Origin of the sequence: Paenibacillus sp. OAS669, from assembly GCF_014873645.1 — a bacterium.
In the GTDB taxonomy this organism is placed as follows: domain Bacteria; phylum Bacillota; class Bacilli; order Paenibacillales; family NBRC-103111; genus Paenibacillus_S; species Paenibacillus_S vulneris.
Genome location: NZ_JADBDR010000004.1, coordinates 40,622 through 52,398 on the forward strand (window position 1 = coordinate 40,622; position 11,777 = coordinate 52,398).

Here is an 11,777-nt window from a genome sequence, read left to right on the forward strand (position 1 = left end):
TAGTAGCCTCCTTTTGTTTGATCAATCGGAGCTGAAATGAATAAATGGAAGCAGCAGCGCCAGGATCAATACGATGAGATCATGCCTGCCAAATTTCAAATCATAAAAAGCGGTCCGCTCACTGCCCGGCTGGAAACAGCGGGACTCCATAGCGTCCGACAAACGTTCGGCACGTCTGAAGATCATGAGAAATAACGGCGTCAACAATAAAACCATATCTCTCCCCCGCCCTGCCAAATCCCATCTTCCGTGCTGCGGTCCCCGCACTCTCTGTGCTTGCATGATTCTCATGATATCCTCCAAAAGAAGCGGAAGATAAATGACGGCTATGGTGAACATTACTGCACACGATTCTGTCTTCAACCCAAGGCGGCCCAATGGAGACAACAATTTACGCAGCCCCTCTATTTGTTTTTCCGGCGGCGTGGTCGATAACATTAGCGTGACTATCAAGAGAAAAGAAATCATTTTTAGCGTTATTATCACTGCGTCCACTATCCCGTTAAATGCAAATTGAAGGCAATGGAATAGGATAATGACAATCAGAAACCCCCGAATATTGTCCCATAATATGTATAGGCGGGGTTTAGAAAGCAGCAACAACAATAATGCGATAAACGTGTACACAAGGATTGCTGTAAACGAATGGGAAGACAGAAGACTGAGCGAGTAACTTGCGACAAACCCGCATTTTGAACGGGGATCCAGCCGGTGAAGGAAGGAATCACCGGGTACATATTGCAGAGTGGATAAAGCTCCGAGGCTGCTCATGGTTCATCTCCTATGTCCGCATCAGCCGGTCGGTAATGAAGGCGAAGAGCTTGTTTTCTTGAATAATCTCCGAATCGATTTTTCCAGGGAATAAGGAATCCAGTTCTTCTCGGAAGCGCAGTAAAGGTGTTGGTGACAAGGCAGTATCAAGCTCCTTCAACGCCCATTGGATTTCGGCAGGCTTCAAATCACAGCTTAAGCTTCCGTTATTTAAAATGACCAGACGATCCGCAAATTCCAAAGCGTCCTCCAGATAATGGGTTATGCAGACGATAGTCATATGCTTTGTTCGTTGGAGATGAGTCAGCAGCCTGAGAAACTTTACGCGTGCCCATGAATCAAGCCCCGCCGTCGGCTCATCCAAAACCAGAATCTTTGGCTCCAGGACAATGGCTCCTGCCAAGGCAGCCCGTCTTTGCTCTCCGCCGCTAAGCTGAAACGGAGATCGATCTTTATATGTTTCAAAGGCAAGGCCGACGCATTCCATCGCGTCCTTCACCTTTGCCGTAATTTCCTGATCGCTATACTTCTTCCGGCGAAGCCCGTAACGGATATCCCGGAATACCGTTTCTTCAAACAACTGGTGCTCAGGAAATTGAGAAACGTAAGCAACTTTGTTCGATAGATCGGACCATAGTTTTCTGCTGTTCGTCGGGATATTATCCACATAGACAAGACCGGATTCAGGCATTAGTATACCCGCAGCCAGCTGTCCTAAAGTGGTTTTGCCGGACCCGGAGGGGCCCATGATGGCCGCAAATTGCCCGTCGGGTAAAGAAAGTGTAATGCCGTTCACCGCTTTATGCTCCAAGGTAGTCCTTTTGGCATGCGTATAGCTTACGTCGTGGAACACAATTCCCATATCAATTTGGCCACTTCCTTTTCCGAGCTGCTCCATGCAGGTAGTTTTATCCCTTTCTGACGAAGGGCTTTATGTAAACGAACTAGAAATGGTGGGAGTGTCTGAGCCTCTTCGAGAATGTCGGATTGCTTCATTAATGTAGGGATGTCACCGGCAAAAGCCAGGTGACCATTATTTAGCACCAAAATCCGGTCTGCCCGCCAGATGTCTTCCGGATCATGCGTCACCTGAAGGACGGTAAGCCCCATACGATGAAGCTCGGACATGACGCCTATCAGCTTCCCGGCATTGTGCGGATCAAGCATGGATGTGGCTTCATCAAAAATAATGATTTGCGGATGCATGACGAGTATTCCGGCGATCGCAACCAATTGCTTTTGACCGCCGGACAACATTCGAACGGGACGGCCGCGGAGGCTTTCCAGCTGCAGCAATTTCAATATACGGTCTATTCGCGATATCATCTCATCCCGCGGGAACATCAGGTTTTGCAAGCCAAACGCGATATCCTCTTCAACGGTGGCGCCGACCGTCTGTTCATCGGGATTTTGGAATATAATTCCAACCGACTGACGAATCTTTCGAAGATTCGCGTTGTCAGTAGATTCCCCGAAGACGATCACCTTTCCCAGACTCGGCTTCAGCAAGCCGTTCACCAATTTTACGAAGGTCGACTTTCCCGAACCGTTTCCCCCCACGATGGATATCCATTCGCCAGGAGCAATGCTGATATTGATATCCTTTACGATCCATTCGCCATGCTCTGAAAAGCGGAATGAAACGTTCTCAAAAACGACGGACGGTATTTTGGCGGCTGCAGTCATCCCCATTCCCCACTCCCTTTGACTCGTTATCATTATATTCGAGCGAATCGGGGTTCATTCGGCCGGGGTTTATCCGTTATTCCGAATGATCATAATGATAACTGGTAGAGAATCGAGATGGGTACGGTTTCCAGCATATACTCCTGAAGAATAAGCTGATGAGCCTGTTTCTCGAGAGTAATCTGGAACGTGATGTCGATAATTTCTTTCAGTCCCAATGCCAGTCCCATCTGTTCCGCGATTGCGAACGCACCTAATGCGTTCAAATTCATGAGCAGCAGCTGATGAATATGTTTCCAGGAGCCTATTGCTCCACCGCACAGGTGCTGAAGACTGGACATCGCTTCCTCCGCCTTTGCCATCCATTCCCCAACCGAAGGACGAAGCCCAGAAGGGGTTCGTCCGATTGCCTTATACAAGTCGCCGATTTTTCGTTCATGCTCTTCAGCCAGCTCAGCCATTTCTTATCGGCTTCCTTGTAATTCTAATTTTTTAGCTTTTTCTTTTATGTACTCAGCCGTACGCAGCGCAAGCGACATCACCGTATTCGTCGGATTTCCGGCACCGGAGGTCACAAATATGCTGGCATCACAAATAAATAAATTTTCGATATCGTGACTTTGACCGTACGAGTTCACAACCGATGTAGATGGATTCTCCCCCATCCTGCAGCCTCCCATCAAATGCGCCGAATCGGGAACAACAAAGTCCACTTTTCCGCCTTCCGCTTCCAATATGGACTTCATCGTTTGGACAGCATGATCAATGAGTCTATTATCATTATCCCCATAGCTGAAGGTCACCTTTGCACGCGGTAATCCATATTCGTCTTTGTCTTCGGCTAGTGATACCTGATTGTCCACATTCGGTAACACTTCTCCAACCAAAGTGACCCTTCCATAAAAATTGTAATTCAGTAAGGCTTCCCTGAAGCGTTCTCCCCAAATGGGACCTCCCTGTGCTTGAGAGATCCCGCTGGCAAAAGCTACAGGTCTAGCCCCATGAGCATGCAGAGTGTATCCTCTTGCAAACGAACGATTCGGATCGGTTTGGTAAAAGTCCTGTGTTGTCGCGAGTACCGGCGTGCCTTTATACAATCTTATTTCATGCTCGAATTTTGCATAAACATCATGGCTGCTATGTACCATGATCGCTTTCCCAACCATTCCGCTGCTGTTGCTAAGCCCATAAGGGAAATTCGAATCGGCCGAATTTAGAAGAAGCCTTGGTGTTTCCACGACAAATGCGCTAAGAATCACCAATTTTGCTTTTTGCTCGTATGTTGATCCATCATGGACAAAAGTTACACCTTTAGCCCGTCCGTCTTTTCCCATTACAATCTGGGTTACCATGCAGTCGGACAATACTTCAGCTCCCGCTCGGATAGCTTTGGGTATATGAACGATTAACGTACTGAATTTTGCATCGGGCATACATCCCTGGTTACAAAAGCCGCGGTTAATACAAGGCGGGCGTCCCTCAAACGGTGCGGACAAAATAGCGAGCGGCGCGACCGAAGAACGAATTCCGAGTTTCTCGCACCCCTTCATAAACAAATATGCGTTTGGACTGAGCGGATCTCGTTCTGGATAAGGATAAGGTCCATGATAATTTCCCCATGGGAAATATTTTGGTCCGGATACGGCGATTTCTTTCTCAATCCTTGAATAATAAGGCTCAAGATCATCATAACCGATCGGCCAATCTTCACCTACACCATCCATTGATTTGGATTTAAAATCGGTTTCATGAAATCGCAGAAACACCGCTGTAAAATGATTCGTTCCTCCTCCAATACCTCGACCCGAGTTGTTATGCCCCATCGTTAACGGATTTTTGCCATCAACGATTCGCGTATCCTGCCAACCGAGTGATTTCATAGCCAATTCATCACTTGCGTACTCTTTTTGCGGGTCGCGGAACGGCCCTGCATCAAGAACGACAACACTCATGCCGGCTTCACTCAATTCTTTGGCAAGCACACCGCCGGCTGCTCCGGCTCCAACAATGACGACGTCCACTTCTTCGTTCGCATATTTTCTCTTCATTGTTCTAGCCTTGCCTCCCAAGGATCCAATTGTCCGATATCCGTACGAATGTAACCACGAGGATAAGCCGGGCCGGCATACCCGATGTTCGACCATATTTTAGGATGGGAACAATAAGATTCAATTGTCAGCTTCAGCAGCTTTTGAAAAAATGCCTGCTGCGTTATTCCGGTCCAAATCGAGAGAGGCTCCTTTGCCTCACTAATGTTTTGCAGCAGCTGCTTCTGCATGACACGATCCAGCTCAACAAAAGTAAGGGCAAATGCATTCTTAGCACTATGATCCAAGTTAAGAAGACCTTGACGAATCAACTCTTTCTCCGGTGGAACTCCCGCTTTCCGTTGGCTTTCTCCTATAGATGAAAAAAGAGTTTGGTCGATATGGCTAATTACATATTGGAGAACATCGGCTGTAGAATCGTCTACCAAAATACTGCAAAGGACTGAAAGCAGCTCAGCTTCTTGCTGAGTCAAAAACAAATAGTCAAGCGCAGAGGTTAACCGTGCGATGACAATGGATTGGGTATGATCATCCCAAGCATCTTTTTCTTTCATAACATTGAAGGATGGATAATGGATTGTATGGGACATGCGGCTACCTTCCTTTCCAATACAATGCGATAAGGCCCAAGATATTTAAGGCAGTAAACATGAGGGGCATTATGATCGGCGGTCCAACTAAAAAGTTTCGACGCGACCAACCTCCTACCCGGACTCCTACACCATGAAAATGAAAGTAAAAACCTAACAGGCCGGCGATGGCACCGATCCACATAAACCAAATAAATAATTGATGTAACCATGTCAGGTTATACCACGTGAGTATAAGACCTGTTACTAAGAACAGAGGTGAAGCAATGACAGGCATCCACATCGCTTTATGATGAAAGTTTTGGCGGTAATGCGACATGGTCACTTGAATGCCAATCAACAAAAAAGCTAAACTGACGAATAAAATCAACACTCGGTTAATCGACCAAGAATCCCAGTACATGAACGAGCCTCCTCTTCATAAAATTTTGTTTAAATTATCGTTGCCAACTATACCGCAATCTATCCAAAATCCGTTAACCGCTTTCCACAGCCATCGTCTGTTTGATAATCCGCGATTGATGTACATTTGAAGACTGAATCAGGCTATCATTACAGGTTTTCATTGATCATCGTCACATCAGGCGCCCAATGATAATACCCTACATTATCCGATGAAAGGGGAATCGAAATGAACCGGAAACTAACATTCGATTATATCATTGTGGGTACGGGGCCAGCGGGAGCTGTTCTTGCAAAAACACTAACCGATGACAAAAGAACATCTGTTCTCGTATTGGAGGCTGGCGAAAACAACGACCGGGACAAAGCGATCAGGGATTCTTCTGAGGCCCTGGAGCTTGAAGAACATTTTTTTCCAAAATATTTTTGGCAAGGAGAAGGTGTTCCCCAAAAAGGGCTCGACGATCGTGCTTTCGAATGGACTACAGGGCGGCTGTCGGGAGGCGGCTCTTCCATTAACGGCGAGCAGTATGTTCGGCCTACTCCTGCAGTATTAAAAGAATGGGAACAGCTATTAGGTCCGCTGTGGTCTCCGAGACGGGCAATTCGACGTTTTAAACGTTTGGAAAAGTACAACGGCAAAACCAGCAATAAAGCGGCAAGAGGATTTAAGGGAAGGATCGACATAAGGCAAACCCCCACGGAGCCGACGGGGATGACAAGAAAACTGATTACGGCAATAGAGCAGGCCACTGGTTTGCCTGAGATTCTCGATTATAACGATCCAAATACAACTCTGGGGCCCTTCACCCGATGGCAGCTGTATCAAAATCCGGACGGCCGCAGGGAGAGCTCTTCTACAGCTTTCCTATCCTCAGATATTATGACTGCCGATGGACATGGAGTGAATGGACGCAAGCTTAAAGTGATATATAAATCGACGGCATTAAGGGTTCTTTTTACCGGCAAAAAGGCTGTTGGCGTTCAGTTTTTACGCGAAGGCAGATGCATAACCGCTTCCGCAAGAAAAAAAGTGATTATATCTGCCGGCATCAACAGTGCTCAGCTTTTAATGTTATCCGGCATCGGTCCTGGTAAATTACTTAAGCAGGCCGGCATCCCGGTGATTTTCAATAATCCGCACGTAGGTAAGAGCATAAGAAATCATACGCTCAACTTTGCCGTATTCTCTGCCAATCCTAGAGATCATGCGCTCCCCGCGAATGACCCGAACAGCTTATACTCTGGAGGAGCGTTCTTGCCCGACCCTACCGGAGCCGCACCTGGCAGGCGTGCTGTACAACTCATAGGTTTGGGTTCGAAGGGCATGCTAACATTGGCAATTCTATATCTTCGGCCGAAAAGCCGAGGAAGCATTCGTATTCAAAATAACGACCCGTTAAAAATCGTGCTTGCGGACGAAGGATTTATCGCTAATCCTGAGGATATGGAAGCAATAAAAAATATTTTTAGAATATATGTAAAAAATATTGCTGCAGAATTAGAAGCAATAGACCCGTCTTACAAGCTCATTTCGCCTGAACCCGACGTTATTGATAACGATTCGAAATTGGAACAATATATCAAGGAGAATTTCGATCATAACCATCATCAGCAAAGCTTTTTACGGATGGCTCCGTTAAAGAACGGCGGTGTAGTTGATCGTAGAGGTCGCGTTCATGGTGTAAAAAATTTAATAGTAGCCGATGCTTCCATTATCCCTTTTACCGTTGACGGCAATACCTCGGCTCCCACATTTCTTATTGGTTACACAATTGCACGCCAGTTAAAGCTTCAAAACCAAAGAAGAATAAATCGAAAACTTTCAAGGCATTTGTTCGAAACGGTGGATGAATAACAAAAGTTCAGCATTCCCGATCAAAAAACATCGCCTCAAATAGCTGCGATGTTTTTTGATGATAGTTTATCCCAAAAATGCAATCGAACGTTTTACTTTCCTTGCAAAATCTACTGGCTTATCAATCGATTCCCAGTGAATATACATTAGACGCGGGTTCTCAAACAGCCAGTGATTATGAACTGCTGTTACTTTAATTCCGTTTTTGCGAAGATTGGACAGCAACTGATTTACTTGGTTTTGGAAGAGGGCTGTTTCCCCCAAACATAAAGCACGACCAGAACTGTCCAAGGATTCAAAAGAGAACAGCTGATAACGGACCAATGGCGATGTGGTGCGTCTTCCTAATATCGAGGCGTTAACTTTCCGATTTCTACTGACAAAACATACGGGTCCTTTTGTAATCTCATGCTCTGTACCACCTAAAATGCTAGAAAATTGGTTACATAGTCTTTTAAAGCGTGGACTTACTTTCACAGCCATATGAATCCTTCCTTTCGCTTTTATGATAAAATTCCTTTGCCCATGCTGAACAGCTGCAATTAACCCAAGAATGAAATGGATTCTTTGGTTCTTCTAGCAAAAACAACAGGATTCATAACAGCTTCCCAATGCATATACATTAAGCGTGGATTTTCTTTTAACCAGTGATTATGGACCGCAGTGACTTTAATTCCGCGTTTACGAAGATTCGACATTAATCGGTTAACCTGATTTTGATGTACCGCAGTCTCGCCTAAACAAAGTGCCCTTCCCGAAGCATCAAGAGATTCAAACGAAAACATTTGCATTTGAACTAATGGGGAAAGGGTTCTTCTTCCCAAGATCCTCGCCCGAAGATTCGTCATTCGTGTAACAAAACAAACAGGACCCTGATCGATCTCAGATTCTCCCCCCAAAATTCTTCCAAATTGGATGCAAAGCTTTCTGAATCGTGGGCTTACCTTCACATGTTCTGCCATATAAATCCTCCTTTTAGCAATGTCTACATACCATATGATCAATGGAGAGAACTGGAATAGGCAAAGACAAGTGTTAACAAAAATTCGGGCATAAGCAGTCTATGACAGAAGCTTGATGCCACAAAATGAAAAAGCCGCATCGGATGCGGCTTTTCAGCTAAAAATTTATAAATCATTCTTGATCAGTTTCATAAGGACAACATCTGATATAGATTACCTGGTGATATTATCGGAAACGTTAAAAAAGAGCCTGCCGCAGGCAAGCTCTTCCTTCAAACTCTTCCATGTTCAAACCTTCAGAGACAATAACCAATCCGAGTAACATTCATTGCATAAAAGCTCGATGTCTTCCTCAAGGCCATCCTTATCATAAAGGGTGATACTATGAGCCGAATCATCATGATGGTTTGTACTTTTTTTACAGTAATAACATTCATAAGTCAAGGTACTCACTCCAATTAGATAGTTGAATAGATCAAGTACAATGAACAGTGTTCCCCCGACTTTTTAGGATAAACCAATATAAATAAAGGCAATGGGTTTATTCGATGCCCCTGGGTATTCTATACTTAATCAGGCTCAAGCCTCCGCTTCCAAATTAAGGGTCTGAACCCCTTAGCATATCACCGATCAGGCGGGGAAGGATAAAAGTTGGATTTCCTTTGCTTTGGAATGTCGATTCAAGGGATTGGAATGTTTTTTGGCATAACGAACTTAAGGGGGATTTATCTACGTGCTGCGCTTGTCTCTGCTAATCGGGGTTTTGTTCACCATGATCGCTTCACCTATGGATGCTTACGCTTTGAATTCGATACAGGGTAGTGGAGTTAAGGATGAGGTGACTGTATTTATACAACAACTATATAAGGATCGCAATAGCCTTCTCATTCATCAGCAGCCCGAAGCTATCCAGAAGTACTACAATCAAACCGAAAGTGCCAGCAGGTATGCTTATCAAATGGAGCTTAAACGTGCAAAATATATCCAGACCTGGGCCAAGAAACGCGGTGTCCGAATGGTCTCTGCCGAGCCGGTTATTCGAATTGTACGCATCAAAAAGAACGACAGCCTAGCCACGGTTTCACTGGTTCAGTCGGCAAAAATATCCTACGAGTACGAATCGCATCACCTGCCCCCTCAATCGTTCGGAATTGGTACACGGCATGCTCTTACATTGATCAAGGAACGGGATGAGTGGATTGTGAAAAAGGAATGGTATCTGGATCCGCTCGAGGAGAACCCGGATTTAATACCTGATTCCCCGGCCGGCTTCCCCCAGCTGGCTCCTCATCATGAAGCTTCTCAGACAAAGGGACGGTACAATCGGGAACGCGCGGTCGCTTACGCCAATAAATATGCGGGGTTAGCCTGGGGGGCTGGAAATAACAATCGGTATAACCGGAAATATCGGGATTATACGCCTCTTGGAGGAGACTGTACGAATTTTGCCTCCCAAGTTCTTGGCGATGCTAAGGAAGGCGGCGGCTTGCCGATGTCAAATATATGGAGATACCATGGAGGGGGAAGCCAATCCTGGGTGCAGACGGATGCCTTTGAACGTTTCTTGCTGTACTCGGGGTACGGCCGGCTCATTGGCAAAGGAACCTTCACGGAAGTTACCCGGCCCAGTGATAAGCATCCTCATGGAGCCATCGCTAAATTACAGCCGGGCGATTTGATCGGTTATGTATTGGATGGGGATACGGACCATTTCTCCATCGTAATCGGAGTGGATGCGAACGGATACCCTTTGGTAAACTCCCATACCGCCGACCGGTATCGTGTGCCCTTCGACTTGGGCTGGGATCGGACAACCAAATATATATTAATTCATATCAACGATTAAAAGGCGCGGAGAAGTCTACCTCCAGGAGCTTGTTCATATAATGATTTGGACAAATCCTTTGGGGTGAAAAGATGAAGCTTCCCGCCTTTATTAAACAAACAGCGCTGCGTTCTAGCGCTATTTTTCTTATTAAACTTATCGGACTGGCAGTCCGTATTCCTTTATTTCGGCTGCTTGGTCCAGAAGGCACGGGCATTTACCAGATGGTTTACTCCATATACGGCTTCGCTCTAACATTGATTTCCGGAGGATTTCCAACCTCCTTGGCGCTAATGACCGCAAAAGATCAGGAACGAGGACAGCGTTTTTTTCACAATATAGCGATCCCTTTCTTCATGCTGGGGACTAGCCTGGGCATCCTGTTCTTCGTTCTGGCTCCCCAGCTTGCCCATTTTTTTGGTGACGACCGATTAACGTTTCCGCTCCGCTGTATGGTGCCTGCTCTTGCAATCGTCCCTCTTCTGCAGCTGTATCGCGGCTACTTGCAAGGTCTTGAATATTATGGGATGGTATCCGTATCCGAAATGGTAGAACAAATCATTCGCGTCGGCACGATGCTGCTGCTAGTCATCCTATGGATGAATTACGGTATTCATGCCGCTGCGGGTGGAGCGGTCTTCGGCGCCTTTACAGGTGCTTGTATAGCACTGGGTTTTCTTATCATTTGGTTTTACTGCCATTCCAGGGGATCGTCTATTGGAAGCTTCAGGTCTGTTAGAACCCCAGCCTACCGCTGGCTGGTCATCGGGCCAGGCGTATTCTGGTTCATTCAATCCTCCCTGGCCATTACCCTCACCCGCTTAATTGTACCGGCCTCCGACGTTTTGGATACCCTAATTATCCCCAATCGGCTGCAGGTATCTGGACTTAGTCAAACGGAAGCGTTCGCGATGTTCGGAGAAATCTTCGGAATGGCGGCGACGATCGTTTATTTACCCACGATGGTCACCGCTGCACTATCGTTTACAACTGCTCCCAAATTAACGGCCGATTGGGAGAGTGGCAAGACCAAAGAGTTTGCCGAACGTTCCAATCTATCTCTGGAAATCGGATGGATATTGGGCATCAGTTCGATGATGTTTCTATATGCACATGCTGCTGAACTGTCTAATCTTATTTTCGGCAGCCTTGGGGCGGCCGAGGCGATTCGCTGTTTGGCATTTGCCCCTCTCATTACCGGGATACGGGAGCTAACGACGACGATGTTATGGGCCTCCGAGCAAAAGACGATCCCCCTGTTCGGGCTTCTCTTCGGATTGATCGGCTCTGCCGCAGCCGCATATTATTTCGTTGCCATTCCAGGATTCGGCTATTCCGGAGCGGCGATAGGTGTCTTCACACTGGAATGCATTGCACTGGTTTGGAACATCAGTTTTCTGAGAAAACGATGTCGAGGTATCTTCCCCCTGCAGCCGTTAGCAATCGGGACGTTGTTCCTGGCCGGAGTCGGCATCCTGTACAATCCGTATGCTGCCTTCCTGCTATATATCGGTGCCGAATCCGCTTTGGCCCGTTCGGTTGGCGGTTTATTATTTTTCGCTGTTTGCATGGGCCTCTACTTAGCCCTTCGATTGCTGGGAAAACGGGGACATCGCGTATTTTCTTGAGAATCAA

At 46.3% G+C, this 11,777-nt stretch carries 12 protein-coding genes; 3 read left to right on the forward strand and 9 right to left on the reverse strand.

Annotated elements, in window-relative coordinates; all coding sequences use genetic code 11:
* Window positions 1-21: 21 nt before the first annotated feature.
* The 7 genes from GGC63_RS10660 to GGC63_RS10690 form a co-directional block, all read right to left on the reverse strand.
* A complete protein-coding gene (locus GGC63_RS10660; RefSeq protein WP_192702311.1) occupies window positions 22-771 on the reverse strand; it encodes an energy-coupling factor transporter transmembrane component T family protein in 750 nt (249 codons plus the stop codon).
* A gap of 10 nt (window positions 772-781) precedes the next feature.
* Window positions 782-1,669 (reverse strand): ATP-binding cassette domain-containing protein, encoded by an 888-nt coding sequence (locus GGC63_RS10665; protein ID WP_192702312.1) that lies wholly within the window; start codon window positions 1,667-1,669, stop codon window positions 782-784.
* Entirely contained in the window at window positions 1,609-2,463 is an 855-nt protein-coding gene (locus tag GGC63_RS10670; protein WP_192702313.1) for an ATP-binding cassette domain-containing protein, read from the reverse strand. The genes GGC63_RS10665 and GGC63_RS10670 overlap by 61 nt, the downstream gene beginning before the upstream one ends.
* An 83-nt stretch (window positions 2,464-2,546) precedes the next feature.
* A complete protein-coding gene (locus GGC63_RS10675) occupies window positions 2,547-2,918 on the reverse strand; it encodes a hypothetical protein (protein WP_192702314.1) in 372 nt (123 codons plus the stop codon).
* 3 nt (window positions 2,919-2,921) lie between these two features.
* Window positions 2,922-4,505: a GMC family oxidoreductase gene (locus GGC63_RS10680; RefSeq protein ID WP_192702315.1), complete on the reverse strand. Its 1,584-nt coding sequence runs from the start codon at window positions 4,503-4,505 to the stop codon at window positions 2,922-2,924.
* Window positions 4,502-5,095 carry a gluconate 2-dehydrogenase subunit 3 family protein gene (locus GGC63_RS10685; protein WP_192702316.1) on the reverse strand — a complete coding sequence of 198 codons (594 nt, stop codon included), beginning with the start codon at window positions 5,093-5,095 and terminating at the stop codon, window positions 4,502-4,504. The genes GGC63_RS10680 and GGC63_RS10685 overlap by 4 nt, the downstream gene beginning before the upstream one ends.
* Window positions 5,096-5,099: 4 nt before the next feature.
* Window positions 5,100-5,498 carry a hypothetical protein gene (locus tag GGC63_RS10690; protein ID WP_192702317.1) on the reverse strand — a complete coding sequence of 133 codons (399 nt, stop codon included), beginning with the start codon at window positions 5,496-5,498 and terminating at the stop codon, window positions 5,100-5,102.
* A 228-nt stretch (window positions 5,499-5,726) separates the two neighbouring features.
* Between GGC63_RS10690 and GGC63_RS10695 the strand changes: the two genes are divergently transcribed.
* Window positions 5,727-7,355 carry a GMC family oxidoreductase gene (locus GGC63_RS10695; protein WP_192702318.1) on the forward strand — a complete coding sequence of 543 codons (1,629 nt, stop codon included), beginning with the start codon at window positions 5,727-5,729 and terminating at the stop codon, window positions 7,353-7,355.
* Between the two features lie 66 nt (window positions 7,356-7,421).
* Here the strand turns inward: GGC63_RS10695 and GGC63_RS10700 are convergent, their stop codons facing one another.
* The gene (locus tag GGC63_RS10700) at window positions 7,422-7,838 is read right to left on the reverse strand and encodes a DUF1259 domain-containing protein (RefSeq protein ID WP_079915045.1); all 417 of its coding nucleotides are present in this window, start codon (window positions 7,836-7,838) and stop codon (window positions 7,422-7,424) included.
* A gap of 59 nt (window positions 7,839-7,897) precedes the next feature.
* Window positions 7,898-8,317, reverse strand: coding sequence for a DUF1259 domain-containing protein (locus tag GGC63_RS10705; RefSeq protein ID WP_192702319.1), 420 nt, complete (start codon window positions 8,315-8,317; stop codon window positions 7,898-7,900).
* Between the two features lie 733 nt (window positions 8,318-9,050).
* On the opposite strand from GGC63_RS10705, the gene GGC63_RS10710 reads away from it, so the two are divergent.
* Together GGC63_RS10710 and GGC63_RS10715 are read left to right on the forward strand one after the other, a co-directional pair.
* Window positions 9,051-10,163, forward strand: a complete 1,113-nt coding sequence (locus GGC63_RS10710) for an amidase domain-containing protein (RefSeq protein WP_318781024.1) — start codon at window positions 9,051-9,053, stop codon at window positions 10,161-10,163.
* 71 nt (window positions 10,164-10,234) lie between these two features.
* Complete coding sequence (locus tag GGC63_RS10715) at window positions 10,235-11,770, forward strand: oligosaccharide flippase family protein (RefSeq protein WP_192702320.1); 1,536 nt, start codon at window positions 10,235-10,237, stop codon at window positions 11,768-11,770.
* The last annotated feature ends 7 nt before the right edge of the window (window positions 11,771-11,777 follow it).

Coding starts and splice junctions, on each gene's coding strand:
- GGC63_RS10675 (WP_192702314.1), bottom strand. CDS start 2,918: ATGGCTGAGCTGGCTGAAGAGCATGAACGAAAAATCGGCGACTTGTAT.
- GGC63_RS10665 (WP_192702312.1), bottom strand. CDS start 1,669: ATGGAGCAGCTCGGAAAAGGAAGTGGCCAAATTGATATGGGAATTGTG.
- GGC63_RS10680 (WP_192702315.1), bottom strand. CDS start 4,505: ATGAAGAGAAAATATGCGAACGAAGAAGTGGACGTCGTCATTGTTGGA.
- GGC63_RS10670 (WP_192702313.1), bottom strand. CDS start 2,463: ATGGGGATGACTGCAGCCGCCAAAATACCGTCCGTCGTTTTTGAGAAC.
- GGC63_RS10705 (WP_192702319.1), bottom strand. CDS start 8,317: ATGGCAGAACATGTGAAGGTAAGCCCACGATTCAGAAAGCTTTGCATC.
- GGC63_RS10700 (WP_079915045.1), bottom strand. CDS start 7,838: ATGGCTGTGAAAGTAAGTCCACGCTTTAAAAGACTATGTAACCAATTT.
- GGC63_RS10715 (WP_192702320.1), top strand. CDS start 10,235: ATGAAGCTTCCCGCCTTTATTAAACAAACAGCGCTGCGTTCTAGCGCT.
- GGC63_RS10660 (WP_192702311.1), bottom strand. CDS start 771: ATGAGCAGCCTCGGAGCTTTATCCACTCTGCAATATGTACCCGGTGAT.
- GGC63_RS10690 (WP_192702317.1), bottom strand. CDS start 5,498: ATGTACTGGGATTCTTGGTCGATTAACCGAGTGTTGATTTTATTCGTC.
- GGC63_RS10695 (WP_192702318.1), top strand. CDS start 5,727: ATGAACCGGAAACTAACATTCGATTATATCATTGTGGGTACGGGGCCA.
- GGC63_RS10685 (WP_192702316.1), bottom strand. CDS start 5,095: ATGTCCCATACAATCCATTATCCATCCTTCAATGTTATGAAAGAAAAA.